Raw genomic sequence first — 26473 nt, forward strand, 5'->3', positions numbered from 1 at the left:
CGAGTGTTACTCGCGTTCCCGATCTATAGCTCGCCTCACCTGGTTCAGCAGGTGATCGACATCCTCGGCGGTGGTGGCGAACGAGGTGACAAAGCGAACAACATTTGGCCCCCAGCGATCATGGTAGAACCCGAAGCCGGCCTTTAGCAGCGCATCGATCATTGCCTTGTCCAGCCGACAGAACAGGATGTTCGCCTCGGTGCCGCCGAGCACCTCAACGCCGCTCAGGCCGGCAAGTCCCTGGGCCAGGCGCTGGGCGGCAGCGTTGGCCTTGCGTGCGTTGCGCAACCAGAGGTCGTCGGTCAGGTACGCATCGATCTGCGCCGCCAGAAAACGCATTTTGGAAAACAGATGGCCTGCGCGCTTGCGCCGGTAACTCATCTCGGTGGCGAGGGAGGTGTTGAACAGGACGATGGCTTCCGCCGCCAGCACGCCGTTCTTGGTGGCACCGAACGACAGGGCATCCACGCCGGCCTTCCACGTCATCTCGGCCGGGGAGCAGCCAAGCGACACCAGGGCGTTGGCGAAGCGCGATCCATCCATATGCAATCCCAGGGAGGAGGATTTGCAGACGTCACCAATGGCTGCGATTTCATCCAGGGTGTAGATGCTGCCGACTTCGGTGGCCTGGGTGATGCTGACGCAGGCGGGTTGGGTCGTATGCACGTCGCCGACTTTGTCGCGAGTGCGCTCGCGCAGTCGGACGATATCCAGCTTGGCCGCCGGGCCGTCGACGGTCATCAGCTTCGCGCCGTTGGAAAAGAACTCCGGCGCGCCGCATTCATCATTGTTGATATGGCTGGCGGGGTGGCAGTAGATGTTGCCCCAGGGTGGCGTCATCGCGCTAAGGCACAGGGCGTTGGCGGCGGTGCCGGTGGGTACGAGGAGCACTTCGACGTCACGCTCGAAGATCTCGCAGAACTTGCGCCGGACCTGCGCCGTCAACTCGTCGGTGCCATAGGGACTCGCCTGGCCTGTGCTGTGTTTGACCAGGGCTTGTGCCACCTCCGGCGATGCACCGGCGATGTTGTCACTTGAAAAACCCAGCGCGGGCGGCCTGTTTGTTTCACCGTTCATCATCCATATCTCGGCTGTGCGGGCAAAGGTGTTTCGCCCGGATTGGCGCATCCTATGGAGAGGGAAGGTTGTTGCGCTTGTAAAAAATTGACGGTCGCCTGATGGTCGGCGGCCTAAGACCTGTAGCGCGATGGCGCGACGCCGAATGCCTGCCGAAAGGCGCGATTGAAATGGCTTTGATCGTAAAAGCCGACGGCGTGGGCGACATCGATGATCGGTTGCTCGCTGCCAGACAGCAGACCACAGGCCCGTTCAAGACGCAGGCGAAGCAGCCACGCGTGGGGCGTCATGCCGACCGTCCGCTTGAACTGCTTGAGAAACGGGAAACGCCCCAGCCCACAGAGTCCGGCGAGATCATCGAGGGTGATTCGCTCATCGATGTGACTGAAACAATAGTCCCTGACGCGAGACCATTGCAGGGGCGATAGCGTGCCGGTAATCGTTTCGGGCTTGATCGCCCGTGACTGGCTCAACAGCTGTTCAAGCAGGCTGAACCATTGCGTCTGCACCGCCAGGCTGCCTGGCCCAACGGCCTCCTGCATCGCGTCGTGCAACCCACGCAGGTTACCGGCAAGCCCCGCGTCTTCCAGCAACACACCGGTCAATTCAAGCTCTCTCGATTGACCGCTGATCTCCTCGGTCAGGCTCGCAACCAGCGCCTGGGACAGTCGGAATGTCTTGAGCGTATAAGCGTCGCCGCCCTCGGGCAGACCGTCGTGGATTTCGCCCGGCGGCATCAGGGCAATCCTTCCCGGACCTAAAAGAAACGACTCGCCTTTGGATCGATGACGCTGGATGCCTTCGGTGACAAAACCAACGTGGAAATCGAGGTGGTAATGGCGATCGAAACCGGTGTCTACAAAGCGCGCGGACCCCAGCACCAGGCCTGGTACTTCGGACACGTGATGGTACTTGGCATGCTCAGTCATGAAACCCGTTCAACAATCGGCGAGGAGGGCGGGGACCACAAAGTTTAGGTCCACCAGCGGTATAGATCCATGGGTTGCCAGCAATTGGCCTCAGGCTGGATATGTTTGCTCATTCCTCGTACAGCTGGATGAGTGCAATCCAATTCTCCCGACTACTCAATCAATCGGACCACCCCTACTGTTTCAGGTATCGGGCCGTGAGGCTCGTCGATTTTTCCACCCAGTCATCCTTCAAAGGAAAACGACCATGTCAAATACCCGAAAACTCATTGCCGTCGTCGGCGCAACCGGTCATCAGGGCGGCGCCGTTGTGCGTGCGTTGCAGGCAAACGGTCAATTCAAGGTCCGTGCGTTGACGCGCAATCCGGCCGAACATCTGCAGTTGGCGGACGAAGTCGTGCTGGCGGATCTGACTCGTCCGCAAACACTGAAAGACGCGTTTGCCGGGGCACACGGCGTTTTTCTGGTCACCAACTTCTGGGAGCCGGGTACGGACGAGTACACCCAGGCGCTCGCGGCCGTTCACGCGGCCAAAGCGGCCGGTGTTCAGCACTTCATCTGGTCGACGCTACCGAACGTGGAGGCGATCAGCCAAGGCAAACTCGATGTCCCGCATTTCACCGACAAGGCAAAGATCGACACAATCGTGAGCGAGGCCGGATTTGCGCACCACACCTTCGTGATCGCACCGTTCTTCTATCAGAATCTGCTGGGTGTAATGGCACCGCAGAAGCAAGCAGACGGGACGGTGGGATGGGCGCTGCCGCTCGATCCGAGGCAGCGCGTCATTCACATGGGTGACATCTCCGAACTCGGCCCCGTCGTGGCAGGCGCATTCGCCCAGCCTGAACTGGTCGGGAACGGCGAATACTTGCCGATGGTGGGCGACTTCCTGAGCTTCAACGAGGTCATCACCGAGTTGAATCGACTGGGACACAAGGTCTCGTTCAAGCACATCCCGCCAGAAGTTTTTGCCGGCTGGTTCCCGGGAGCCCAGGAGATAGCGCAGATGCTCGCCTACTTTGAGGCCCACACTTATCTGGGGGCCGATTCGCGCGAGGCCATTGCTCTGGCCAACAAGGTCGCCGGCGTAGAACCGACGAAGTTCGCCGCGTGGGCGAGGGAAAACTTTGCGGTGCCGGCCATCGCCTGATGCATCGATTGCCGCTCGCTACGGGTGCACCTCTGGTGCGTCCGACGCATTCAACTTCTCGATCACCAGGTCGATGAAGGCCGATACTGCGAGCGGCAACTGTCGTCGGCTTGGATACAGCACGTTCAGGCCATAGCCTTTGGGTTGGTATTGCGCCAGCACCGGGACGAGTACACCGGCCTGAACATCGAGCCTGGCCATCACTGGTGGCAGTAGCGCGATGCCGAGGCCGGCCACAGCGGCCCTGCGCAGTGCCTGTGCGGTATTGCCACTGAAGCGCCCGCTGACTTGCACTTCCTCCTCACCCTGCGGGCCGACCAGGCGCCATGTGGCGTAGCCGCCGGGTTGCGCCGAGATCACACAATCGTGGTCCACCAGGTCTTGCAACGTGCGGGGTGAGCCGTGTGCGGCAATGTACGCTGGGCTTGCGACCATTCCGACGCTGCGCGGGTCAAGGATCTGACGGCCGACAAAACCGGAGTCGCGCAAGGCGCCGCCGCGAAACGCGACGTCGATCTGCTCTGCAATCAAGTCGGCCTTCCCATCGCTGAGTACGAAGTCGAGCCGCACACGGGGATGCGCGGCGAGGAACCCGCTCACCCAGTCCATCTGGAAGAAGTCGAAGAAGTCGGCCGGTGCCGCCACGCGCACCAGGCCACTGGGCTCGTGACTGCCCGTCACCAACTCCTGTCCGGCTTCGAGCAAACCGTCGACTGCGCCTGCACAGCGCTCATGAAAGTCGTGCCCTGCACTGGTGAGTGTGAGCTTGCGAGTGGAGCGTTGCAGCAGCCGCGTGCCGAGGTGTGCTTCGAGCTGCTGGATGCGGCGACTCACGGTATTGGGCGGCATGCCCAGGCGTCGTGCCGCCTCGGCAAAGCTGCCGCTGCGGACTACCTGCACAAACATCGCGATGTCATTGAGGTCGAGCATGGCCGGTCATTCCTTGTCGTCGTGGATGAGTGCAATCCAATTGTATCGACTAATCAAGTAATCGGCCTCGCTCTATTGTTCGAGGTATCGGGCCGAAAGGCTTTCCACTTCGAGTGATCATGATGAACGTTCAGCTACAACCTCCTATCGCGACTGATCCGCGCTCTGCACGCGAAGCCGAAACTCACCGCGCAATCAGCTATCGCACCACGGGCAGCGGGCACGGCGCTATTGTCCGGCTGATGAGTCCTGGCGATCTCGGCCACCTGATCAAGCCCTTTGTGTTCCTTGATCTGTTCGAAGGTGAGAGCTCATTCATCAACGGCATGCCCATGCATCCGCACTCGGGCATCGCCACCGTCACGGTGATCACCGAAGGCAATTTGCGCTTCGAGGATGCTGATTCGGGTACCGGGATGATTGACTACGGCGGTGTCGAATGGATGCGGGCCGGCGGCGGGGTCTGGCACGGCAAGGAAATGTCGGTAGGCACTTCGAAGCGGATTCAAGGTTTTCAGCTGTGGATTGCACTACCACCGACCTTGGAAAACGCCAGTGTCGATAGCCAATATCTGGAGTCAAGCGTGATGCCTGAAGTGGGGCCGGCGCGGGTGATTCTCGGCGCGTACCAGAGTGTCCAGAGCCCGGTGCGTGCTCCCGCTGGCATGAATTACCTGCTGGTCACGCTACGAGCCGGGGAGTCCTGGACTTACATACCACCCAATGGGCACGAGTCGTTGTGGTTGAGTGTCAGCCGCGGCACTTTGTCCGCACCAAGGTTGGTCAACGCAGGAGAGATGGCCATCTTCGAACCCGGCAACGGCGCAGTGACGCTCAAGGCGCTGAACAAAGACGCCGTCTTCGTGATTGGTTCAGCAGAACCTCATCCCTACGATCTGGCGCTGGGAAACTACTCGGTGCATACCAACCCGCAGGCGCTGCGTGCGGGAGAGGCGAAAATTGCCGAGATTGGCGTTCGCTTGCGTGAGCATCTGAAAAAGCCCGGCGGGTCAGCCGGCGTGCCGGTTTTCAAATAACTTGTGAGCCATGGCGGCGCGCCCTCCGTGTCAGGATGGCGCGCCTTTGTCATGTTGCAGTCACCGCTGCTAGCTTTGTGGCACCACCCGCGCTTCGTTACCACTACCCTCGACATACACGTTCATGCCTTTTCTCAGCGCCGGATTGATCGGCTGGGTCACTTGAACCAGTACGCCGCTGTGGGTGCGCACGATGATCTGCTGTGCGTCCACGGGCTGATCATATTTTTTCTTTTCGACGTAGTTGCCGCCTGCCGCCCCCGCGAGGGCACCGGCGACCATCGCCACATCCCGGCCGGTACCCTGGCCGATCAGGCTACCCAGGCCCAGACCGCCAATACCGCCCAATATGGCACCGACGCCGCTATCGTGATTGGTCTGCATCTGGGTCTGTGTGATCTGCTCGATTTTCCCCGAGCGAATTTCCATCTCGCCAGCGCCTCCACTTCCGGCACCCACTGCGGCACAGCCGCCAAGCACCAGACCAAGAAGCGTAATCGTCAGCCAGGAAGCGATTGTTTTCATCGTCGAACTCCATTTTCAGAGGAAGTGGGTCATGCACACGCATCCAATGACGTTAGACGAAAAAGCCTGGTGCATGCGGTTGTTCGGCAACAAGACCCTCTGTCGCCACTCGACTGCTCCCACTATTTAGGGTGTTTACTTCCAGTCAGGCCCTTCATGTGCAGAAAGGAATACACGATGAGCAATCAACAGATGGCACCTGAAACAACAGGTGTTGCGGTGAAGTTACTTGCAACAGACCAGCCAAAGCGTTGGCGAAAAGCTGTGTGGAAAATGAGCTTGCCAGGTAACTGGATAATCCGGGGCGATTCAAGTGGGCTCTACGTCTACCGCGAGGTTTAGTGAGATACTGGCATCGTAAGACACGGACTTCCCTTTTACTGCATGGATTGCACCCCGCTTGAAAACCATAGCGCTTACCTTCGCTTTACTTGTTCCCATCGGCACCACGCACGCTTTGCGCGTTGAGAAGCCCGAATGATGTTTACCAGGCGGCGCGGCTCCCTGGTGGGGTTCACTCTTCTGGCGGTCGGTTTGGTTGGTTTCTCGACCTTGTTACTGCTGACATCTGAGACCGAACGCCGGGAAACGCGTTTTTCAGAGTACGTACAGAACATTTCCGGCATCGTGCACAACCAGCTCGATACCAATGAAGCGGTATTGTCGGGTTTCTCAGCCTTTCTCCAGGCCGTCGACCAGAGCGATACGGAAGCAGCAACTCGCTATGCGGCAGCGGTTTTATCCGCGTACCCTCACATTTACATGCTCGAGGCGGCGAGGGCGGTCCCCGTCGCCGAGCAGGCTGCATTTGAAGAACTGTTGAGACGCACCTGGCGTCCGGATTTCGCACTCAAGGATTTCCCGAGCCTCGCTCAGCAACCTGCCCAGCGTCAGGTCGATCTCAATGAGACCTGGCCCGTGATGTTCATGTACCCGCCACTCCCGCAATCCAGTTCGATCTATGGCGTCAGGCTGGAAACCGTTGGGCATCTTTCATATGCACTGGCTCGAACCCGCAGTAATCAGAAACCCGTCGTATCACCCGTTTTCTCGATGTTCGAAGGTGGTAATGCTTACATTCTGATGCAGTCTGTCCGTCGGACCGAGGATGCAAGAGAGAGCACACGCCCCAATTTTTTCGGCAGCACGATGTTGTCTTTGCTTTTGATCAGAACGGACTCGTTATTGGAAGCCGTGAATGATGCGAACGTCGATCCTTTCGTCCATATCAGCGCTGTTCTGAAAACCGGTGCCGGTTCAGAAAACAACGTGTTTTCTACAGACACAGAGCAGGCCGGTTTCCTGGATCAGCTTTTCCTGCCGTGCCTGACTGATCGGGTCGACATCAGAAACGCGTCACAACCCATGACGTTGCTGTTTGAGCGTCAGTTGCGGTTTGGGGATGTTCTGAGCGCCGAAACATTGGTGATCCTTGCCGTTTTGGCCGGGGCGCTTGTCCTCATGCCGCTTGTGTTGATCCGGCATTTCAAGGCGATAGAAAGGGCTGAAGTCGAGCACGAGCGAGCAACGTATCTGGCAACCCATGACGTACTCACACAATTGCCCAACCGCTACCTCTTTGCCGATCGTTTTGAGCAGGCCATCGCCAACTGGAAAATGGATGGGACTCAGTTTGCCGTGTTGTTGATCGACCTGGATCACTTCAAGGAAATCAACGACGAATGCGGCCATGAGGTAGGCGATCAAGTGCTTCGAACGGTCGCAAGTTGCATGCTTCAGGCGACTCGCTCGCGTGACACAGTCGCACGCTATGGAGGGGATGAATTCGTCATTCTGCTCACGGACATTACCAGCGCCGAGAGTGCTGAAAAAAAGGCGGAGAGGTTGTTTGAAGCCATCGCACAGCCAGTCATGACAACCGCTGGAGAGCGAACGCTCTCGTGCAGTATCGGGGTTTCGCTGTTTCCGGTTCACGGCCAGAGTCTCGACACTTTGCTCAAGGCGGCGGATCAGTCCATGTATGGCGTCAAACAATTAGGTCGCAAAGGCATTGCAATGACTGAAACGTTAGAGACCTGATCTGACGAAGAGATGATGGAATGCTTGCCGGCTGGTCTCGGGGTGCGGCAGGCGTTGATCACGCTGGAGGTACCGCATACATGATTGAAATTATGGGTTATGTCATATGTTCATAAGCGGGCCGTCTTCTTGCTCTGGGAGAGTACCGGCCGAATCGTTGGGCTTTGCGGCCAGTTACTGAGGGAGCGAGCAAGCCCGCTCCCACATTTTTATGCCGCGCCGTCGAGGAATTGCTCGGCGTAGTGGCAAGCCACCTGGCGGTTGTCGAGCAGGCGCAGGGCCGGCTCTTCAGTGCTGCAACGCTCGGTGGCGTACGGGCAGCGCTTGTGGAAGGCGCAGCCGGACGGCGGGTTCAGTGGGTTGGGCAATTCGCCGACGATCTTGATTTTCGGCTTGTTCGGATCCGGGTGGATGGCCGGTGTCGCCGACAGCAGTGCCTGGGTGTAGGGGTGAAGGGGACGGGAGTAAATGTCCTCTTTCGTGCCCATTTCCACCGGGCGACCGAGGTACATCACCATCACGTGGTCGGCCACGTGGCGAACTACTGCCAGGTTGTGGGAGATGAACACGTAGGCGGTGTTGAACTCTTGCTGCAAATCCATGAACAGGTTGAGCACCTGCGCCTGAATCGACACGTCCAGCGCCGAGGTCGGTTCGTCCGCCACCAGCACTTTCGGTTGCAGCATCATCGCCCGGGCCAGGGCGATCCGCTGGCGCTGACCGCCGGAGAACATGTGCGGATAACGCTGGTAGTGTTCGGGACGCAAGCCCACCTGCTTCATCATCGCCTGGACTTTCTCACGACGTTCCGCGGCGCTCAGATTGGTGTTGATCAATAGTGGCTCTGCCAGCTGATCACCGACTTTCTGCCGTGGGTTCAACGAGGCGTACGGGCTCTGGAACACCATCTGCACGTCTTTGCGCAGTTGCTTGCGCTGGGCCTTGTCGGCGCCGGCAACTTCCTGGCCGGCGATTTTCAAGGAGCCGGAGGACGGCTCTTCGATCAGGGTCAGGGCACGGGCCAGGGTGGATTTGCCGCAACCCGACTCGCCTACGACAGCGAGGGTCTTGCCGGCTTCCAGTTCGAACGACACGCCGTTGAGGGCGCGTACGGTGGCGTGACCCTTGAACAGGCCTCGGGACACCTCGTAGTGACGGGTCAGGTCGCGGGCGGTAAGAACGACGGCCATTACGCCACCTCCTGGTTCAGCGGGTAGAAGCAGCGAGCGAGGCTGTTGCTTTTCTGGTCAAGGGCCGGACGTTGTTGACGGCAGTTGTCTTTCACGTACGGGCAGCGCGGCGACAGCAGGCAACCCTGCGGACGGTCGTAGCGACCGGGAACGATGCCCAGCAGGGTCGACAGGCGCGCGGCACCCAGGCTGTGTTCCGGAATCGCCTTGAGCAGCGCTTCGCTGTACGGGTGTGCCGGGATGTCGAACAGTTGCGGCACCTGACCGACTTCGACCGCCTGGCCGGCGTACATCACGCACACGCGCTGGGCGGTTTCGGCCACGACGGCGAGGTCGTGGGTGATCAGCACCAGGCCCATGTTCTGCTCTTTCTGCAACGCCAGCAGCAGGTCCATGATCTGCGCCTGAATGGTCACGTCGAGTGCCGTGGTCGGTTCGTCGGCGATCAGCAGTTTCGGTTCGCCAGCGATCGCCATGGCAATCGCGACGCGCTGGCTCATACCACCGGACAGTTGGTGCGGGTAGGCGTCCATACGGCTGGCGGCACCCGGGATTTCAACTTTTTCCAGCAGTTCGATGGCGCGCTTGCGGGCGGCCTTGCCGGACATTTTCAGGTGCAGGCGTAGCACTTCTTCAATCTGGAAGCCGACGGTGTAGCTCGGGTTCAGCGCGGTCATCGGATCCTGGAAGACCATGGACAGGTCTTTACCGACGATCTGTCGACGCTGGCGATTGTTGAGCTTGAGCATGTTCTTGCCGTCGAAATTCAGGGCGTCGGCGGTGACGATCCCCGGATGCTCGATCAGGCCCATCAGCGCCATCATGGTCACGGACTTGCCGGAACCGGATTCGCCAACGATGGCCAGCACTTCGCCCTTGTCCACTTTCAGGTCGAGGCCATCGACCACTGGCGTGGCGGTTTTGTCGCCGAAGCGGACGTTGAGATTCTTGATTTCTAGCAGTGACATGGGAATCTCCTCAGGCGGCGTTCTTGAGTTTCGGGTCCAGCGCATCGCGCAGGCCGTCGCCCATCAGGTTGATTGCCAGCACGCTGAGCAAAATGGTCAAACCAGGCAGGCTCACCACCCACCAGGCGCGTTCGATGTAGTCGCGGGCCGAAGCCAGCATGGTGCCCCACTCAGGGGTTGGCGGTTGTACGCCAAGGCCGAGGAAGCCCAGTGCGGCGGCATCGAGGATCGCCGAGGAGAAGCTCAGGGTGGCCTGAACGATCAGTGGCGCCATGCAGTTGGGCAGCACGGTAACGAACATCAGGCGTGGCAGGCCGGCACCGGCCAGGCGCGCGGCGGTCACGTAGTCGCGGTTCAGCTCGCCCATCACCGCCGCGCGGGTCAGGCGAACGTAGGACGGCAGGGAGACCACGGCGATGGCAATGATGGTGTTGATCAGGCCAGGGCCGAGGATGGCGACAATCGCCACGGCCAGCAGCAGCGATGGCAGGGCCAGCATGATGTCCATCAGACGCATGATGGTCGGGCCGAGAATCCGCGGGTAGAACCCGGCGAACAGGCCCAGGAGAATCCCCGGGATCAGCGACATCACCACCGACGACAAACCGATCAGCAACGACAGGCGCGAACCATTGATCAGGCGCGACAGCAGGTCGCGGCCCAGTTCGTCGGTACCGAGCAGGAATTGCAGTTGCCCGCCTTCCAGCCAGGCCGGCGGGGTCAGCAGGAAATCGCGGTATTGCTCGCTCGGGTCGTGGGGGGCAACCCACGGGGCGAAGATCGCGCAGAAAATCACCAGCAGCATGAACATCAGGCCGGCGACGGCGCCTTTGTTCTTGGAGAACGCTTGCCAGAATTCTTTGTACGGAGACGGGTACAGCAGGCTTTGATCGACTGCTACCGATGGAATTGGAGTGGTCATGGTCATGATCTCAGCGCTGGTGACGGATGCGTGGGTTGGCAAAGCCGTAGAGGATGTCCACTACGAAATTGACCACAATCACCAGGCAGGCGATTAACAGGATGCCGTTTTGCACGACGGGGTAATCCCGGGCGCCAATGGCTTCGATCAGCCATTTGCCGATGCCGGGCCACGAGAAGATGGTTTCAGTCAGGACCGCACCGGCCAGCAGGGTGCCGACTTGCAGGCCGACCACCGTCAGTACCGGAATCAGCGCGTTACGCAGACCGTGCACGAACACCACGCGCGATGGCGACAGGCCCTTGGCCTTGGCGGTGCGAATGTAGTCTTCACGCAGCACTTCGAGCATCGAAGAACGGGTCATCCGCGCGATCACCGCCAGCGGGATGGTGCCGAGCACGATGGCCGGCAGGATCAGGTGATGCAGGGCATCGAGGAACGCGCCGACGTCATCGGCCAGCAGCGTATCGATCAGCATGAAGCCGGTACGCGGCTCGATGTCGTAGAGCAGGTCGATCCGCCCGGATACCGGGGTCCAGCCCAGGCTTACCGAGAAGAACATGATCAGGATCAGGCCCCACCAGAAGATCGGCATCGAGTATCCCGCCAGGGAGACACCCATCACCCCATGGTCGAACAGGGACCCTCGCTTGAGTGCCGCGATCACCCCGGCCAGAAGGCCCAGGATGCCGGCGAACAACAGGGCGGCCATGGACAGTTCCAGGGTCGCGGGGAACAGGGAAGTGAATTCGCTCCAAACGCTTTCACGGGTCCGCAGGGATTCCCCGAGATCGCCGTGGGCCAGCTTGCCGATGTAATCCAGGTACTGGGCATACAGGGGTTTGTTCAGACCTAGGCGTTCCATTGCCTGAGCGTGCATTTCGGGATCGACCCTACGTTCTCCCATCATGACTTCTACGGGGTCGCCCGGGATCATGCGAATCAACGCGAAAGTCAGCAGGGTGATGCCGAAGAACGTGGGGATCAACAACCCCAGTCGGCGGGTAATGAAACTCAGCATTTGGGTTAATCACTCCTTATTATTTTTCTAATGCCGGTCAGCGTGCTGGCCGTACCCAACAGTTCAGGCCTGCACGGGTAGAGGCTCCGGCTCGACGTTTCCCGGCGTGGCGATTGATTGTTTTGGTTGTCGCTGGTGAGGAAGTCCTCGCCGGTCTCGCGCCGGCTCGAGGAAGGCGAAGGGGGCCGCTTGGCCGGCCCCTGTCGCTCACTGATCGTTGTAGACGCCGTAGAAGCTGCTGAGTCCGAAGGGACTGATCTGGAAGTCCTGCACACTGGTGCGCATCGGCTGGTAGACCGTGGAGTGGGCGATCGGGGTCATCGGTACCTGCGCTTTGAGGACATGCTGCGCTTCTTTGTACAGCGCGGTGCGCTTTTCCACATCGGCGGTGGCCTCGGCGGCCTTCACCAGTTTGTCGTAGCCAGCATCGCACCACTTGGAGAAGTTGTTGCCGTTGACCGCGTTACAGGTGTAGAGGGTGCCCAGCCAATTGTCCGGGTCACCGTTGTCGCCAGTGAAGCCGATCAGCATGGCGTCGTGTTCGCCGGCGTGGCCGCGCTTGATGTACTCGCCCCATTCGTAGCTGACGATGTTGGCCTTGATGCCGATTTTGGCCCAGTCGGCCTGGAGCATTTCGGCCATCAGCTTGGCGTTGGGGTTGTAGGGGCGCTGCACCGGCATGGCCCAGAGGGTGATTTCTGTGCCTTCTTTTACGCCTGCAGCCTTCAGCAGCGCCTTGGCTTTTTCCGGGTTGTAGCCGGCGTCCTTGATGGTCTCGTCGTAGGACCATTGGGTCGGCGGCAGGCCGTTGACGGCCAACTGGCCGGCGCCCTGGTAAACGGCGTCGATGATGGCTTTCTTGTTTACCGCCATGTCTAGCGCCTGGCGTACTTCGAGCTTGTCGAACGGCTTGCGGGTGAAGTTGTAGGCGATGTAGCCAAGGTTGAAGCCTGGTTGACTGGGCATCTTGATGTTCTTGTCTTCCTGCAGCGGCTTGATATCGGCCGGGCGCGGGAAGGAGGTGATCTGGCATTCGTTCTTTTTCAGCTTTTGCATGCGCACCGAGGCGTCGGTGGTGATGGCGAAGATCAGATTGTCGATCTTCACGTCTTCAGGCTTCCAGTAATCCTTGTTGCCCTTGTAGCGAATCTGGGCGTCTTTCTGGTACTTGCTGAACACGAACGGGCCAGTGCCGATCGGCTTTTGGTTGATGTCCTGGGCCTTGCCTTCCTTGAGCAACTGGTCGGTGTATTCGGCCGACTGGATCGAGGCGAAGCTCATGGCCAGGTTCTGGATGAAGGCTGCGTCGACACCCTTGAGGGTGAACTTGACGGTATGGTCGTCGACTTTTTCGACCTTGGTGATGTTTTCGTTCATCCCCATGTCGGTGAAGTAGGGGAATTCGGTGGGGTAGGCCTTGCGGAACGGCATGTCCTTGTCGAGCATGCGGTTGAAGGTGAACAGCACGTCGTCGGCGTTGAAGTCGCGGGTCGGATTGAAGTAGTCGGTGGTGTGGAACTTTACCCCGTCCCGCAGGTGGAAGGTGTAGGTCAGGCCATCGGGAGAAACGTCCCAGCTGGTTGCCAGGCCCGGGATGACCTTGGTGCCGCCACGTTCGAACTGCGAGAGACGGTTGAATACGGTTTCGGCTGAGGCGTCGAAGTCGGTCCCCGTGGTGTATTGGCCTGGGTCGAAGCCAGCCGGGCTGCCTTCGGAGCAGAACACCAGGTTGCTGGCGGCGTGGGTGAAGCCGGAACCGAGGATCAGGCCGGCGGCGATCATGGTCTTGAGCGTGGTCTTTTTGCGCATGCGAACCTCATTGTTGTTATTTTTGAGGGCGGCAGATCAGGTAATCCATTCCTGGGGGGATGCACCTGACCCTGCGGCTTTACGGGCTGTAGGCTGCCTGTCATTTGCGAACAGGCAGCCGAAGGCCGACGTCCTGGCTCGGGCGGTAGCGCTGAAAGGGGGAGAGATGCTCGTGCCACCACCGGCCGAGGCAAAAATTAAGTCAATCTAAAATTAAATTCAACTTAAATTCAGTGATACTTACTTTTTTGAGGCGACCGGTCAGGCCGTGGGGTGATCGTCGAGCAGGCCCCCCATGGTGGTGACGACCAGGACTTCGGCAACATCGTCGCCAGAATTAGCGATGGAATGCTGCTTGGTGGAGTCGAAATGCACTGATCCCCCCGGGCCGAGCGGGTAGGTGTGGCCTTCGATGGTGTAGACGATTTGCCCGGAGAGCACATAGGTAAACTCTGCGCCTTCGTGGGAGATGAGCTCGGACTGGTAGCCCACCGCCATGGTCATCTTCATCGCGTTGATCAGGTTGCCGGGGAAGTTGCTGGACAGGCGCTCGTAGACCAGCGGCTGGCTGCCGATGGAGTACCGCACGCGCTGGCCCTGGTGGGAGTCGGGCTGGGGCTGGGCGGGCTGGTCGAACAGGGTGTTGAGCGGAACGCCCAAGGCATTTGCGATTCTCGCCAGCGAGGAGATGGACACGCCAGTGAGGTTACGCTCCGCCTGGGACAGGAAACTGGCTGTGAGGCCTGTTTCAGTGGCGACTTGGTTCAGGGTCTTGTTAGCGGCGCGACGGTGGCGGCGCAGCCGTTCCCCGATCTGTTCTGCGGTCATTGGCGTGGCTCGTGTTCTGAAAGGCGCCAGTATAGCGGGCAGCGCATTGTCGAAAAGGCTTTTCGCCTGATTGAAATTAAGTAGCACTGAAAATACGCATTGACGCGAGTTTAAGTCAGGCTTAAATTTTGAGCGCTGCAACATAACTCAGGAGAATGAGATGACAGTGGGTGTAGGTGGCAAAACTCCGGAACAGGCGCTGGCCGGCCTGGCGAAGATGACCGAGGGCATGCAGCCCATCGGCCTCGACGAATACCAGTCACGCATTGCCAAGGCCCAGGGCCTGATGCGAGAGCAGGGCATCGCCGCCCTCTACCTGAACGCTGGCAGCAACCTGTGCTACTTCACCGGAGTGAAGTGGAGCCCGAGCGAACGCATGGTCGGCGCCGTGCTGCCCGCCAACGGCCCACTGGCCTATATCGCCCCGGCCTTCGAAGAGGGCACCATCCGCGACTTCCGCGAAGTGGATGGGGTTATCCATGGTTGGCATGAGCACGAGAGTCCGTACCGCCTGCTGCTCGACATGCTCGCAGGAATGGGCATCGCCGCCGACGCAGTGGTGGGCCTGTGTCCGTCCCTGGCGTTCTTCATGTTCGACGCAATCCGCCGCCTCGGATCGGGCTTCGAGTTCGTAGACGCTTCTTGCGTGATAAGCCTGTGTCGCTATCACAAGTCCGCTACAGAATTGGCGCTGATGCAGCGCGCCAAAGACATGACCTTGCAAGTGCACAAGGCTGCCGCCAGCATCCTGCGCGCAGGCATCAGCACCACCGAGGTTGCCGAGTTCATCCGCGAGGCGCACCGCAAGGTGGGCGCGCCGGGCTCGACCTTCTGCATTGTGCTATTCGGCGAGGCCAGCGCCTTCCCCCATGGGGTGAAGCACGCGCAGGTGCTCAAGGACGGCGACATGGTGCTGATCGACACGGGCTGCCTGCTCCACGGCTACCAGTCGGATATCACTCGCAGTTACGTGTTCGGCACCCCGAGCGACCGCCAGCGCGCCATGTGGAACCTGGAAAAGGCCGCCCAGCAGGCCGCCTTCGACGCCGCGCGCCTGGGCGAACCCTGCCAGGTGGTGGATGCCGCCGCGCGGCTTAGCCTGGAAGCCGCCGGCCTCGGCCCGGACTACCAGTTACCCGGCTTGCCGCACCGCACCGGACATGGCATCGGCCTGGACATTCACGAAGGGCCCTACCTGGTGCGTGGTGACCAGACACCGCTGGCCGAGGGCATGTGCTTCTCCAATGAGCCGATGATTTGCGTGCCGGGCGAGTTCGGCATTCGCCTGGAGGATCATTTCTACATGACCGCCACTGGCCCGCGCTGGTTTACCCAGCCGAGCCATTCCTTAGACGACCCGTTCGGGTTGGAGGCCTGAGGGCAGGCGATTGTCCGAGGTGGCCAGCCATTGAGGAGGACTTGAGGTGGATTGCACACAGCCTTTTTAGAACAACCGCATGCGAAGCAAATGTCCTACGAATCTGTGTGCCGGTGAGGCAGGTATGCCAAACGACGGAGTTATCTGTCAGGGTCCGGTAGCAATCGCGATCGGGCCTGGCATCGATGATAGGGCTCTCAAACCGTCGCTCAATGACATCGGCGACGTCAGCAAAAACAATCTCAATGTTGGCCCGAGCGACTGAGTTCTGACGGGCTCGGGGAATGTATCGGGTGGCACACCAGGACAGGTACTGCTTCAACAGCCGCAGGTACTGAGAGCGGAGTAAGTTCGGGGTCATTCCTGGGCGCTTGATTCGTAGCATATGGTCGGACTCGGTACGATTGGTTCCAGACTGGAGGGAGCAGGGCAGTGCCCCCGCAATCCGCTGGCAGCGCGAGCGATTGCCGTTGCTGATGACAACGCTGGAAATGGTCGCTCCAAGTTTGCAGGCATTAGGGGAGATTTACTTTAGCTGGGTTCATCCTTGCAGGACGCGTCTATCTTTCCGGGCACCCACCGTGGGTACATCCAGTTGGCAATAAACCAGTCCTGCTGAAGGCTACCGTCTTTGGCAAAAATGTCTTTTCCTTCAGCCAGCTTGAAATCGAATGTTTGTAGCTCTTTACTATTTCCTGAGTACAGCGTTAGCTCGATGGCTGAGTGGGGACCAAAAAGCTTCGAAAAACTTTTATTCACTTCATCGACGAAGAAGTTTTCGGTGATGGTGAACGGGTCTTCAGGCGTCGGAACATGAATGTCTTTTAGTGCACCGCCTTCGAGCCACGCAGCCAAGCCAGGTAAATGAACGCTGTCTGATACCCTCAGCCAGACCGTTTCGCCAGGATCAATTTTGATGGGTGTATTCGCGTTGGGATCGTCCGTAAGCACGCACTGACCAAACACACCAGGGCGGCCAAGCGTAGCGGTGTCACTTTTGACTATTTTGATCTTCGCCGACGTTAGGTCCCATAGTTTCTGAGTTGGAACTGTACAAACACATCGTCTTGGCCTTCAGTGTTGACAGGGCTGATTCGGTAAGGCTTGAGCCTCGCTCGAACAACGCTCAACGAGCTGGTGTCATCTCCCCGTAGTTGGCTGATGAATGAGATCACGCTGGTGCTGTCACTGAGGAAGCCAACAACCGCTACCAGCACACCTACCGAGCAGAGCCTCTTCGCAGTCAAACTGGTTCTTATAGATCGCACCATGAATTTGAGTTTCTGAAGCAAAAGAATTTCCTTTCATTCTCTCGATTATTGGTTCGTAAGCCTCCGCCGAAGTCACCTTGCGTGACTCAGGTCGGCTTCCACCGGTACAGCAGCAGTTGGTTAATCTCGATTGCCCGCTGCGTCGGCAGACTTCGACGATTTACTCCCAACTAATCGCAGCACCTCCAGCGCTACGGACAATCCGCCTTTATCAGTACCGTGATTCCGAACCTGACGGTGGCAAGCCCCCACGAGGATCAGTTTTTTGGCTCGACGCCCTAGGGTGTCTCCGCATACCTCATATTCTGCGGTGTGGGTGATGCCTTCATTGAGTAAAGAGAGTTGTTGCACAATTCGACTCCTGATGGAAAAAAGAGCTGTGCGCAGGCACGATTAATTATGGCTCGAAAGAGGGGCCAAGCAGGCCGGTATTGAAGCACGGTTCAAGACATTTTGAATCGACGGAAACCATCTCCTGGTTAGTTTTCCAGAGGCATAGGGGAGGGGCGCTGGGGCAGCCGGTTGAATCTACAGCCAACAGCAGACATTCATCAATTTCGCTATCAAAGCAAGAGGGCCTAAGCCATCAAAACCCCCGCTTTGCTTAGTTCTCTGCTTGAAGCTGTTCCAGGATGAACCTTAGCCTTCGCAGCAGTTCGTCGCGCCGCTCAATGACGTCGGCGACATCTGCTTCAGCTTTGCCGATTCGGGCGACAAGGTTGTCGGCTTGACGGCCGCTTTGGAGCCGGATGGCGTCATTAATATTGAGGCCACGGCTTTTGATAGATATAGAAAGCCTGGATCGCACGCAGATGTGCCGCAGCCGTGTTGTGAGCGCAGCACCTTAGTGACGTCCAATCTCTCAATGGGCCATGTCCTTCGTGTTCATGGCGAGTCCTTGAATGAGGTGGCTGCAGATGAAGCTGATTCAGTGCCGTTTCTCTTCAGGTCAGCGTGTACCGCTGCTCGTGCAGATGCGGCAATCGATAATTAATGCGATCGACTGTAACCGACTGATATTTTTGGCTTTTTTTGTTTCGGAGAGTAAAAATGCGACTTTGTATGTTGAAAGTCGCATTTTTACTTCAGAAACATTAGGGGGAAGTGCATTTTTATTTGACGTGGATTGTATGAAAGTCGCATTTTGTTTTACAGAACCGCAGTTCGCATTGCTGAAACTAGCTATCGAGTCATTAACGTCTGTCGCTTTCATGGAAGTGTCAGCGTTTGTTAATCAATCGAGCTTCTATGACGATGCCCGGTACGTTCGGATAGGCGGTACGGACGAAACCGGATAGCTGAGGGCGAGTTGAGCGTGGAATTTTAGCGAGCAAACCGTACATTTAGTACTGCATGCACCTTCAGCGCTTAGCAACAACGCATATAAGCCCCAAAAATCAGGCAAAAAAACAATCATTTATTCGATTGCTTGAGGGCTTTTAAATCGAAATTTTCGATGTTTTTATGCGTAGGGCATGTGACTCTCAATAATTCCTCCCGCGATTATGCCAATATTTTCAAAAATATCAATCTAACCGATGCGTATCTCGCCGGACTCTCTACTAGGGCGGGGGATGTTTTGGCGTTCAATCAAGATATTTAACGATATATTGACCGGCCTTCACAATATATGGAAATTTAATGGAAAAAGTCGAAAATGCAACTTTTAGTGTGTTTGCCTGCTTTGACAGTTTTCAGTTTTGAGGTTTAACTGCGCCACCCAAACGATATTTGGGGACAAGGATTGACGGAATCGACTTAAGGCAACAAACGCTCTTTAAAAACTTGCGACGACAGACACCTATGCATGAATAAAAATTTTGATAGGAAGACATGCCGGGCCTAGATAACTAAAGTCAGAATAGGACGGTAGTATGACTGAGGCGACTGGTTTGGAAACTGATGCGCACACCACGACGATTTCAGTTCAAGCGCTCACGGAAGCGAGCGACCTTACAGAAGTCCAGCGGCACGCATTGGGAAGTGATCGTTTTGAAGTCGTTAAGAGATACTGGGACGGCGACCTGACCCCTGAAGAGGGAAGTGAAGCTCTAGGAATAAGCCGTTCCCAGTTTTTTCGCATTTGTGCTAAAGCCCGGGGAGCCCTGAACTACCTACAGGTGGTTCCAGGGAAGAGGGGACGAAAGGCTGACAAAATTGTGTTGCCTTATGAAGTAGAGAGAATGATCGAGGAGATGTATATCGAGCATTATCCCCAAGGCAAGACTTTTTCGGCAGTATGGGAAGCATGTCAAGTTGAAGGCGATCGTCGGAGGATTACACGACCGAGTTATTACTCTGTCTGTCGGTGGATTAAACAACGGCCTGAGAGAGAGCGGTATGAAATGGTCAACGGCGAAGAAGCTGCTGCCCAAAGATACGATTACCGACCAGGGTACAAAGAAACAAATCGTCCGCTGGAGTGGGTTCAAATTGACCATACGCCTGCAGATCTGCTGGTAGTCGACTCACTTGATAGAACCACCATTATTGGTCGGCCTTATTTAAGTTTTGCGATCTGTATCCATACAAGGGTGGTATTGGGATTTTATATCTCGTTTCTTCACCCTAGTGCAGTAACGGTAGCGAAGCTACTTGAGACTTGTGTCCTACCGAAGAATCGACTACTCGAAGCATGGAAATTACGTTCCGACTTATGGCCGATGCATGGCCTTCCAGAAGTTATCCACACGGACAACGCCAAAGAGTTTGTGTCTCAGGTATTTCAGTTGAACGCTAAAGACTTTGATATTGACGTTCAACAGCGCCCGATCGGCCAGAAGCACTTCGGTGGACATATTGAAAGCCTTATTGGCAAGCAGTCAATGAAATTACTTCATGCTCTGCCAGGAACTACAGGTGCAAATACAGTTGCGCGTAAAAAGCTAAAGAGTGAAAAGAGTGCTTGTGTAACAATTGAGCGTCTCAGGCGTTTAGTTGTCTTAGGGATTCATTCTTATCATGAAACAAAACATTCTGAGCTAAATGATCGCCCCGCAAGGATCTGGGAGAAATTCCAAGCTACGAAAAATGCACCCAGGATGTTATTGGAGTCAAAGCATGATAGTTTTCGTTATTGTTTCTATCCTGAAGTTCCAAGAAAGAAAATCACTACTGGAGGTATAGAGCTATTCAGAAGGTTTTATGATCATGCGGGCTTCGAAAGCTCTGTGCTGGAAGAAGTATTAGTTAAATATGACCCCTACGATATCAGTTACATAATGGTGTTTTTACACGGTAAGTGGATCAAAGCAACATGCAAACGAAACATTTTCGAACGCAGCAATGACTATGAATTATACCGTTGGGAGCGCCAACAAAAAGGTGAACGAAATGGGACAATGAGCGCCGCTGGTGCTGAGTCGAAAGGGCAGATATTTGATGAGGTAAAAGAAGAAAAAAGCCTAACTGCTCAAGCTAAAAGAAAGAGAAAACGCGTAAAAGGGGAAGAGGACTACCGAAAAGAGAATGAGCTGCTCGATAAAGCTGGCAATAAGCCGGAAAGCCATGCTCCTGGAAATAAAAAAACCTCTTCTGAGTTGAAACCAAAAGCTAAGAAAGAAATAGCGAAATATAAAAGCGACGTGAAAAGTAACGTCATAGATCTTAAAGCGATAATGAGTAAAAAACTTACGAACGAAACAGATGATGAAATTGTTATATACAATATGGACAGATTCTGAAACTGTTGTTGATTGGTGATTGAAGTAGACTCCATTAAGCACGAGCATTCTTGTGCGTCATTGTTTTTCATTCTCGAAATGTATTTTGGCCTGTCTGTCGTTGCAGTTGTTTTTTTGGTGCTCATTTATAAAGTCACCCGACATTAAGAAAAGCGATACTCATGTTGCTAATTTGGATTCCGGTATGGAATTCAAAGAGGGCACGGCGATTGATATTGACCAACAAAAGGTGAAATTTTGGAAGTTACAAATTATACACATGTGCACCATAGTCGACACCATCTTTTTGAACTTGATGATGAGGAGCGAATGTTCGCCTGTGCAATCGATTTCTGGGTTCCCCACCCTGATGGTGAGAAGATTATTTCCAGGGTAAAAATTGCAATGCGAATGAATAAAAAGACTGTAGCGCCTTGTATGTTGGTCACCGCGCCCGGAGGGGGTGGTAAAACTGCATTGATAGATGAACTGAAACACCGCAATCTCCAATTCGATGATAAGCTCCTATTTGTTACTATGCACCAAAGTCCGAACGGATACGCGTTGCGAGATTTAATCCTCCTAGAAATGGGATTGGGTGTAGGTCGTCGAGCGCGTCAAGGGGACAATATCACCCCTCTCATGCAACATATGATTAAAACTCAGAATATTCGCGGAATTGTTATTGACGAAGTGCATGATGCATTGACGTTGACTGAAGTTCAGCAACGAATCAACTTATCTTTGTTGAAAAATCTTTCTGGTTCGACCTACGGTCTTTCAGTTTTTGCATTCGGGGTACCGGCAGCGGCAGCTGTTCTCAGGCGCGACCCGCAACTGGCTCGACGGTACGCAGTGCACTCAATGACCGAATGGAAAAACGGCAAGGATTTCCGAAGCTTTGTGGGGACATATATCACGATGCTCCCCTTAAAAAAGCCAACGAATTTTAAAGACCAAAACCTGTTTCTCAAAATCATGCATGCAGGGCAGGGCATAACTGACAACATTGTAAAGATTCTTCAAGCATCTGCGATGATGGCGATCATGGACGGTAGCGAGTGCATTACACATCGACACATTGATGATATCGAAAAAATCATGAGTGAATTTAACTTTGCTTTGCGCGACGCAGAACCTGAAGGCATTGAAAGTGAATGACTAATACTAAGAAGGCTCGCATTGTGCTGGAGGGCCGACACGGCTTCCAGCACAGCTTATTAACTCAAAAAAAAGCACTTGATGAGCTTAATGTAGCAAGCCGAAGAAATAAGTGTGGAGGACTCGTTATTTTTTTTGGGGCTCCAGGATGTGGCGTCACGACAGTACTCAAACAGTTTAAATCAACATTAGAGCAAGAGCCGTTCTGGCCTCGATGTGAGCAGTTCAGTTCACGGGTAAGCCTGATAGATCATGTTCTGGATTGTGCAGGGTTGCGGAATGATTTTGATTATACATCCAGTGTCCCAAAATCTCTTATAGAGTTTTCATTTATTACTGGGCGGAGAACGATAATAATTGACGGGCTAGAAGATTATCTGTCTTCTAAATATAGCTATCCACAGCTACTTCCACACATCCATCGATTCGCGACCTGTTCAAATGGGTTTTTAGTAGTGGCTACCACTCAAGATAAAAAGCTATTTCAGAAATGCCGCGACTTAAATATTGATTTTAAGCAAGAAATTATCTTGGATGATGAGATTGGTCGGGAAGAATCTGAGCAATTTATAAATAATTTTTGGCGAAGTTGTAATGAATTTTTAGGTGAGAACTTATATTTAAGCAACGAACTCAGAACTTTCGCTTTGGGTGGTAATAATGGCACTTTGTCTTCGCTAATCGCACGCCTAGAAATACTCTACGCCGCAAAGACGATTGGTTTTGAGTTGAATTTTCATAGTTTCGCCGATTTTGAGACTTTTGAGTTGGGTGTGTGGAATGAGCTGTATTCCTGAGCCGGTAGTTGGCGAAAGCCTTAGCTCATGGATATTTCGTGTGCAACTTATAAAGCGCGAATACTTAGATTTAAGCTCATTCGATAAGTCGAATCCATTCACTGAGTTAGGGTCGAAGTCGGCTGAAAATGTAGACCCAGATGTCAATAGCTTAGACGCTTTGATTAATGATTTTAGCAGTACGTACGACGTGCCAAAATCATATTTGTTGGACAAATTTCAGCGTAGTACACAACCAATCATGGCGAAACACTACAGTTCCGCTTATTGCTATGAGTGTATAGCTAGCTCAATCCGCACTATTGGAGCTCCTCATATGAAGGTGGCATGGTGCTTTGCTCTAGCTCCAGTTTGCACAGTGCACGGAAAGGTATTAAACGATAGGCCAAGCTATAGTTCCAGTGTGGAGAGCTCACCTCGTCAGGTGTTTCTTTGGCATACTGAAAATTTATTCAGCAGCAAATTGAAATGGAGGGAGCGGGCTTCTTACGACGTGGTATCTGCATTGGCCTTGCGGGTTCAGAACTTGCATGAAAGTATTAGAGCGAGCGCTATTAACACAAAACGACAATGCATGATAGATAATTTTATACTCACGATAGTTCGTGCGTTACTGATGCCGTCCGTAAGTTGTTTTTATTCCAACAGATTTCAAAGTGAGACGCGTCTAGGAAACAATAATTCGTTTTCCGATAGCTGGTTTCGAAGCTTTTTCCATAATGTGTTTCTTGCTTCAGCCTCGGAAAGGGCTATAGCAATGTGTCTTACGGGCGTGTTACTGGGGTGGATAACCAACGAAGAGGCGGAGCTATTGCAACCTGTATACGATCGAGAACAAAATATAACGCAAAATATTTGGACGGTCTTTAAGAGTGATGCGAATATGCTGCACTGGCTCAAATTCGAACTATTACGAAATGAAACAGACTTGTTGAGCTTAGCGCAGCTTTCCAACAAGCCCGGAAGCTGGAAGTAATATGTATACATATCTAGTGCCTTATTATTTTAGGCCGGGCTGCCTAATACAAAAAAGCAATGAGCGATTTCCCAGTCCAGTAACTTTATGCCTTATTTTGGACTCGAAAACTGGAAGCATACTGAGTTGGTCATGCTCCTTAGATCACCCTAGTGTAAACTTATACATGCGCGCCTTATTATTGCTAAGAGGCGAGTACTCAGCTCTAGATTTGTCGTGCGAGGAAAAGAATGGACGCGCCTCTTTTTTTGAATCCGTAATGAGCTCAACCATGAAACGCACTCGTGGTATTGAAATGGATAAGATGCTTCCCTCGTTGGAATGGAAGAAATCGCGTAGAGTTTTAACATTTATAAGTGATATTAAATTTCAGGATTTATTTTTGCATCATTTCTACAATTGGCCAATTGACATGGTGAAAAGTCCTCAGTGCCTTGAGGAATTCTTATTTAAGTCTTTGGTCGCGCGGGCAGTTAGACGAACGAATGATGAGTGTGGTAGGGCGGGAAATGACTTGATTAGGCTTAATATATAAGCGCTGTGCGTCGTCTACTGGTATTTAAGCGATGTTGCGGAAGGCGGATATTTATTTAAGTGTTCAATAAGGCGCATTGATACTCCATGCAGATGGGGAAATGCTTGCAGTGAAATAATTCTGTGCTTCTACGCTTAACTTAAATATCAATATTCAAATTCAATTTAACTGTAAATTTGATGACTTAAGCGGCCGCTTTCAAACCGATCAAAGGAAAACGTAGACCATTTGGCTCACCGCGATTGCCCTCCCTGAAACTTCTACGACTTCCTCCAATACTCCCTCACCGACGTCAACGCCAGCCCCAACTGGGTCGCTGCCTCTTGCTGCGTCGCACCTTCCGCTTTGAGTGCCAGTACCGCTCTCTCATTATCTGCGTTTAGCGGTTTACCGCGTCCTCGTTTTATGAGGTTACCGTCAGCATCGAACTGGTCGCTGAGCACCTTCATGCCCCCTTCAGCTTCGAAGGCCGCCACGTCGATTAATGCACGACCAATTACGGTGAGTGGTTGCTCACCCTGGCGATGGGCAATGCACAGAGTAAGCATTGCGATGGGATCGAGACCAAGGGATTGCGCGAGCTCGTCAAATTGCTCGACGGTGATGCTGGTCTGCGCGTTCTCAAGCGCACTGACTTTGCGTCGGTGGGTCGCATCCGAGACGTCAGCGTACCTGGCGCGCCGAATGAGGCGGAGCGCCCGAAGCACAGCTGCAAATGCGGTTCTCAGTTCCATGACTTTCTCAAAAGTCAGGATATAGCCATAACTGAGGTTTACGAATAAACGTCAATATAGTGTATTATCCGTTTCGGCGGCGCCCCGGTGGGCCGCAAGCAGTGGTTTGAAGGCAGTAGGGCAGACCCCGCTATGAGCGTTGAGCCCGCGACACCCGTGGTGGCCCCCCCAGTTCAAGATCACCTTCGGGCCATCACTCGACGAAGCCAGCAGATGCATTTACGGAGATTTGAGATTGAGCGCAGATAAAAACGAAGGTTCTGAGGAGTTACTTGATGGCGACCCTGGCGTACCTCGCCAAGGAGTCGTGGATTCAGATGAAATTGTGATGGGGCTAGTGCAGGCACTCTATCCGCGCAAACCGTATTGCCTGGTTGAAGCTTGGACAATTTTCAAAGTCGACGTCAGCGAAGATGAGCTCAACAAAATCCACGCAGCAGGGCAGCTACCTCTAGTTTTGTTTGCTCACAATGTGCGCTTCGACAGCCAGCGTCGTTTTGATGTCGGGGACTGGATGCGCAGCACTTTTGCGACTTCGTTTGAGGAGGGATTCCTCTTTGAAACGAGGAACACTGTCTACGTGTTGTGCGGCCCGGGTCACGAAAAGTCAGCGAGCCTCAATTCAGTTCTTTCTTTTTTCTAGTGAGTAATGGCTCACCAATGGAAGCGGATGGTTTAGATGTTTGGCACAGATTTAATTGATAGGGCAGGGATCGTGGGTATGTTCGGCGAAGGCCATGCCCATTGGGTCAAAATTTCTCGATTGATCCGGACTCACTGGTATCACGTGGATGTGAAAATCCGCAATGAAGGCCGAATGACCTCTTTAGTTTTGATGGCGGGTGATGAAGCCGCGTTTGTAGACATCCTCAAGAAGCGTGGGCCTGATTTCGAGTTGACACAAGTGCAGGCAGTAATCCCAAAGTGGATGAACAAAACCAACACATGGAGCATGGAAGAGTTAACCGGATTATCGCTAGGTCAGGATAAGCACGGGATCCCTGTGTGCCTTTTGGAAGTGGCTAGCGGAGAAGTGTACACAGACGTTCATGATCCTCTGTTTCGTATCGACTCCTTAGTTGAAGTAAAAAAAATCTACTGAATCGGGGCTGGAACAATGTCAGGAAATACAGAGATCGAGTTTCATTCCAGACGCCTGACGGATTTCCATTTGCGCAGAATCCTACGTGCGTGCCAGCACCATTACGAACTTCCCATCACGGCTTACTTGAGCGACGTTTTCGTCTTCGGCAGCATGGCGGTCGGAGTCGTTTACGGTCACAGGGAAATCGGTCAATTCGGGCGTTTTGATGACGGGCATTTTTTGCGTACCTCCTCCATACGTTTTGTTAAGAAGGAAGGGCGGTTCTGGGTGCTTACAACGTTGGATGCCAGATACGTGATCGCGTCATTCAAGCGCTTGGATGGACGGCCAAGCTTCCGAGGCTTACTGGCGGGTATGAATGGGTCTCCTTTGCCACCAACTGTTCAGTGAGCTCAGGTCAGGCTCATGCAGCATGAAAAGCTGGA

At 54.6% G+C, this 26473-nt stretch carries 25 protein-coding genes; 12 read left to right on the forward strand and 13 right to left on the reverse strand.

Going from position 1 to position 26473, the window contains the following annotated elements:
- Positions 1-6: 6 nt before the first annotated feature.
- Complete coding sequence (locus tag AABM52_RS14700) at positions 7-1077, reverse strand: low specificity L-threonine aldolase (protein WP_347912513.1); 1071 nt, start codon at positions 1075-1077, stop codon at positions 7-9.
- Positions 1078-1190: 113 nt separating this feature from the next.
- On the reverse strand, positions 1191-2006 hold the full coding sequence (locus AABM52_RS14705; protein WP_347912514.1) for an AraC family transcriptional regulator: 816 nt from the start codon (positions 2004-2006) through the stop codon (positions 1191-1193).
- Between the two features lie 247 nt (positions 2007-2253).
- On the opposite strand from AABM52_RS14705, the gene AABM52_RS14710 reads away from it, so the two are divergent.
- Positions 2254-3159, forward strand: a complete 906-nt coding sequence (locus tag AABM52_RS14710) for an NmrA/HSCARG family protein (RefSeq protein WP_347912515.1) — start codon at positions 2254-2256, stop codon at positions 3157-3159.
- Between the two features lie 18 nt (positions 3160-3177).
- Here AABM52_RS14710 and AABM52_RS14715 read toward each other — a convergent pair whose 3' ends face one another.
- Entirely contained in the window at positions 3178-4089 is a 912-nt protein-coding gene (locus AABM52_RS14715; RefSeq protein WP_347912516.1) for a LysR family transcriptional regulator, read from the reverse strand.
- 122 nt (positions 4090-4211) lie between these two features.
- Here AABM52_RS14715 and AABM52_RS14720 point away from each other — a divergent pair, with 122 nt between their 5' ends.
- On the forward strand, positions 4212-5126 hold the full coding sequence (locus AABM52_RS14720) for a pirin family protein (protein WP_347912630.1): 915 nt from the start codon (positions 4212-4214) through the stop codon (positions 5124-5126).
- 69 nt (positions 5127-5195) lie between these two features.
- Here the strand turns inward: AABM52_RS14720 and AABM52_RS14725 are convergent, their stop codons facing one another.
- Positions 5196-5651 carry a glycine zipper 2TM domain-containing protein gene (locus AABM52_RS14725; protein ID WP_347912517.1) on the reverse strand — a complete coding sequence of 152 codons (456 nt, stop codon included), beginning with the start codon at positions 5649-5651 and terminating at the stop codon, positions 5196-5198.
- Between the two features lie 177 nt (positions 5652-5828).
- On the opposite strand from AABM52_RS14725, the gene AABM52_RS14730 reads away from it, so the two are divergent.
- On the forward strand, positions 5829-5993 hold the full coding sequence (locus AABM52_RS14730) for a hypothetical protein (protein WP_347912518.1): 165 nt from the start codon (positions 5829-5831) through the stop codon (positions 5991-5993).
- 138 nt (positions 5994-6131) lie between these two features.
- The gene (locus AABM52_RS14735; RefSeq protein WP_347912631.1) at positions 6132-7691 is read left to right on the forward strand and encodes a sensor domain-containing diguanylate cyclase; all 1560 of its coding nucleotides are present in this window, start codon (positions 6132-6134) and stop codon (positions 7689-7691) included.
- Positions 7692-7900: 209 nt separating this feature from the next.
- Here the strand turns inward: AABM52_RS14735 and AABM52_RS14740 are convergent, their stop codons facing one another.
- The 6 genes from AABM52_RS14740 to AABM52_RS14765 form a co-directional block, all read right to left on the reverse strand.
- Positions 7901-8881, reverse strand: a complete 981-nt coding sequence (locus AABM52_RS14740; protein WP_347910579.1) for a peptide ABC transporter ATP-binding protein — start codon at positions 8879-8881, stop codon at positions 7901-7903.
- Entirely contained in the window at positions 8881-9849 is a 969-nt protein-coding gene (locus AABM52_RS14745; protein ID WP_347912519.1) for an oligopeptide/dipeptide ABC transporter ATP-binding protein, read from the reverse strand. Before AABM52_RS14745 ends, AABM52_RS14740 begins: the two co-directional genes overlap by 1 nt.
- A gap of 10 nt (positions 9850-9859) precedes the next feature.
- Complete coding sequence (locus AABM52_RS14750; RefSeq protein ID WP_223516079.1) at positions 9860-10771, reverse strand: ABC transporter permease subunit; 912 nt, start codon at positions 10769-10771, stop codon at positions 9860-9862.
- Between the two features lie 10 nt (positions 10772-10781).
- Positions 10782-11792, reverse strand: a complete 1011-nt coding sequence (locus tag AABM52_RS14755) for an ABC transporter permease subunit (protein WP_347912520.1) — start codon at positions 11790-11792, stop codon at positions 10782-10784.
- Positions 11793-11999: 207 nt separating this feature from the next.
- A complete protein-coding gene (locus tag AABM52_RS14760; RefSeq protein ID WP_347912521.1) occupies positions 12000-13601 on the reverse strand; it encodes an ABC transporter substrate-binding protein in 1602 nt (533 codons plus the stop codon).
- Between the two features lie 261 nt (positions 13602-13862).
- Positions 13863-14429: a cupin domain-containing protein gene (locus tag AABM52_RS14765; protein ID WP_347912522.1), complete on the reverse strand. Its 567-nt coding sequence runs from the start codon at positions 14427-14429 to the stop codon at positions 13863-13865.
- Between the two features lie 160 nt (positions 14430-14589).
- On the opposite strand from AABM52_RS14765, the gene AABM52_RS14770 reads away from it, so the two are divergent.
- Complete coding sequence (locus AABM52_RS14770) at positions 14590-15807, forward strand: Xaa-Pro peptidase family protein (RefSeq protein WP_347912523.1); 1218 nt, start codon at positions 14590-14592, stop codon at positions 15805-15807.
- Between the two features lie 531 nt (positions 15808-16338).
- Here AABM52_RS14770 and AABM52_RS14775 read toward each other — a convergent pair.
- Positions 16339-16758 carry a hypothetical protein gene (locus tag AABM52_RS14775; protein ID WP_347912524.1) on the reverse strand — a complete coding sequence of 140 codons (420 nt, stop codon included), beginning with the start codon at positions 16756-16758 and terminating at the stop codon, positions 16339-16341.
- Positions 16759-17995: 1237 nt separating this feature from the next.
- On the opposite strand from AABM52_RS14775, the gene AABM52_RS14780 reads away from it, so the two are divergent.
- The 5 genes from AABM52_RS14780 to AABM52_RS30550 all read left to right on the forward strand — a co-directional run bounded on the left by AABM52_RS14780 (position 17996) and on the right by AABM52_RS30550 (position 23674).
- Positions 17996-18376 (forward strand): hypothetical protein, encoded by a 381-nt coding sequence (locus AABM52_RS14780; RefSeq protein WP_347912525.1) that lies wholly within the window; start codon positions 17996-17998, stop codon positions 18374-18376.
- A 576-nt stretch (positions 18377-18952) separates the two neighbouring features.
- A complete protein-coding gene (locus AABM52_RS14785) occupies positions 18953-20761 on the forward strand; it encodes a transposase family protein (protein ID WP_347912526.1) in 1809 nt (602 codons plus the stop codon).
- A gap of 237 nt (positions 20762-20998) precedes the next feature.
- Positions 20999-21901 (forward strand): TniB family NTP-binding protein, encoded by a 903-nt coding sequence (locus AABM52_RS14790; protein WP_347912527.1) that lies wholly within the window; start codon positions 20999-21001, stop codon positions 21899-21901.
- Entirely contained in the window at positions 21898-22698 is an 801-nt protein-coding gene (locus AABM52_RS14795) for a hypothetical protein (RefSeq protein WP_347912528.1), read from the forward strand. The genes AABM52_RS14790 and AABM52_RS14795 overlap by 4 nt, the downstream gene beginning before the upstream one ends.
- Positions 22682-23674 (forward strand): TniQ family protein, encoded by a 993-nt coding sequence (locus AABM52_RS30550; protein ID WP_367576119.1) that lies wholly within the window; start codon positions 22682-22684, stop codon positions 23672-23674. Before AABM52_RS14795 ends, AABM52_RS30550 begins: the two co-directional genes overlap by 17 nt.
- A 795-nt stretch (positions 23675-24469) precedes the next feature.
- Here AABM52_RS30550 and AABM52_RS14800 read toward each other — a convergent pair.
- Positions 24470-24943: an XRE family transcriptional regulator gene (locus AABM52_RS14800; protein ID WP_347912529.1), complete on the reverse strand. Its 474-nt coding sequence runs from the start codon at positions 24941-24943 to the stop codon at positions 24470-24472.
- A gap of 235 nt (positions 24944-25178) precedes the next feature.
- Between AABM52_RS14800 and AABM52_RS14805 the strand changes: the two genes are divergently transcribed.
- Together AABM52_RS14805 and AABM52_RS14810 are read left to right on the forward strand one after the other, a co-directional pair.
- The gene (locus AABM52_RS14805) at positions 25179-25586 is read left to right on the forward strand and encodes a hypothetical protein (protein ID WP_347912530.1); all 408 of its coding nucleotides are present in this window, start codon (positions 25179-25181) and stop codon (positions 25584-25586) included.
- 36 nt (positions 25587-25622) lie between these two features.
- On the forward strand, positions 25623-26045 hold the full coding sequence (locus tag AABM52_RS14810; RefSeq protein ID WP_347912531.1) for a hypothetical protein: 423 nt from the start codon (positions 25623-25625) through the stop codon (positions 26043-26045).
- A gap of 81 nt (positions 26046-26126) precedes the next feature.
- On the opposite strand, the gene AABM52_RS14815 is transcribed toward AABM52_RS14810, so the two are convergent.
- On the reverse strand, positions 26127-26264 hold the full coding sequence (locus AABM52_RS14815) for a hypothetical protein (RefSeq protein WP_347912532.1): 138 nt from the start codon (positions 26262-26264) through the stop codon (positions 26127-26129).
- Positions 26265-26473: the final 209 nt, after the last annotated feature.

Source organism: Pseudomonas grandcourensis, assembly GCF_039909015.1.
Taxonomy (GTDB): Bacteria; Pseudomonadota; Gammaproteobacteria; order Pseudomonadales; family Pseudomonadaceae; genus Aquipseudomonas; species Aquipseudomonas grandcourensis.

Excerpts from the sequence above, each read along its gene's own strand:
- AABM52_RS14795 (WP_347912528.1), top strand. The coding sequence starts at position 21,898 with ATGACTAATACTAAGAAGGCTCGCATTGTGCTGGAGGGCCGACACGGC.
- AABM52_RS14730 (WP_347912518.1), top strand. The coding sequence starts at position 5,829 with ATGAGCAATCAACAGATGGCACCTGAAACAACAGGTGTTGCGGTGAAG.
- AABM52_RS14725 (WP_347912517.1), bottom strand. The coding sequence starts at position 5,651 with ATGAAAACAATCGCTTCCTGGCTGACGATTACGCTTCTTGGTCTGGTG.
- AABM52_RS30550 (WP_367576119.1), top strand. The coding sequence starts at position 22,682 with ATGAGCTGTATTCCTGAGCCGGTAGTTGGCGAAAGCCTTAGCTCATGG.
- AABM52_RS14700 (WP_347912513.1), bottom strand. The coding sequence starts at position 1,077 with ATGAACGGTGAAACAAACAGGCCGCCCGCGCTGGGTTTTTCAAGTGAC.
- AABM52_RS14705 (WP_347912514.1), bottom strand. The coding sequence starts at position 2,006 with ATGACTGAGCATGCCAAGTACCATCACGTGTCCGAAGTACCAGGCCTG.
- AABM52_RS14745 (WP_347912519.1), bottom strand. The coding sequence starts at position 9,849 with ATGTCACTGCTAGAAATCAAGAATCTCAACGTCCGCTTCGGCGACAAA.
- AABM52_RS14760 (WP_347912521.1), bottom strand. The coding sequence starts at position 13,601 with ATGCGCAAAAAGACCACGCTCAAGACCATGATCGCCGCCGGCCTGATC.
- AABM52_RS14785 (WP_347912526.1), top strand. The coding sequence starts at position 18,953 with ATGACTGAGGCGACTGGTTTGGAAACTGATGCGCACACCACGACGATT.
- AABM52_RS14770 (WP_347912523.1), top strand. The coding sequence starts at position 14,590 with ATGACAGTGGGTGTAGGTGGCAAAACTCCGGAACAGGCGCTGGCCGGC.
- AABM52_RS14710 (WP_347912515.1), top strand. The coding sequence starts at position 2,254 with ATGTCAAATACCCGAAAACTCATTGCCGTCGTCGGCGCAACCGGTCAT.
- AABM52_RS14750 (WP_223516079.1), bottom strand. The coding sequence starts at position 10,771 with ATGACCACTCCAATTCCATCGGTAGCAGTCGATCAAAGCCTGCTGTAC.
- AABM52_RS14720 (WP_347912630.1), top strand. The coding sequence starts at position 4,212 with ATGAACGTTCAGCTACAACCTCCTATCGCGACTGATCCGCGCTCTGCA.
- AABM52_RS14810 (WP_347912531.1), top strand. The coding sequence starts at position 25,623 with ATGTTTGGCACAGATTTAATTGATAGGGCAGGGATCGTGGGTATGTTC.
- AABM52_RS14755 (WP_347912520.1), bottom strand. The coding sequence starts at position 11,792 with ATGCTGAGTTTCATTACCCGCCGACTGGGGTTGTTGATCCCCACGTTC.
- AABM52_RS14740 (WP_347910579.1), bottom strand. The coding sequence starts at position 8,881 with ATGGCCGTCGTTCTTACCGCCCGCGACCTGACCCGTCACTACGAGGTG.
- AABM52_RS14735 (WP_347912631.1), top strand. The coding sequence starts at position 6,132 with ATGTTTACCAGGCGGCGCGGCTCCCTGGTGGGGTTCACTCTTCTGGCG.
- AABM52_RS14715 (WP_347912516.1), bottom strand. The coding sequence starts at position 4,089 with ATGCTCGACCTCAATGACATCGCGATGTTTGTGCAGGTAGTCCGCAGC.
- AABM52_RS14780 (WP_347912525.1), top strand. The coding sequence starts at position 17,996 with ATGAAGCTGATTCAGTGCCGTTTCTCTTCAGGTCAGCGTGTACCGCTG.
- AABM52_RS14815 (WP_347912532.1), bottom strand. The coding sequence starts at position 26,264 with ATGCCCGTCATCAAAACGCCCGAATTGACCGATTTCCCTGTGACCGTA.
- AABM52_RS14800 (WP_347912529.1), bottom strand. The coding sequence starts at position 24,943 with ATGGAACTGAGAACCGCATTTGCAGCTGTGCTTCGGGCGCTCCGCCTC.
- AABM52_RS14765 (WP_347912522.1), bottom strand. The coding sequence starts at position 14,429 with ATGACCGCAGAACAGATCGGGGAACGGCTGCGCCGCCACCGTCGCGCC.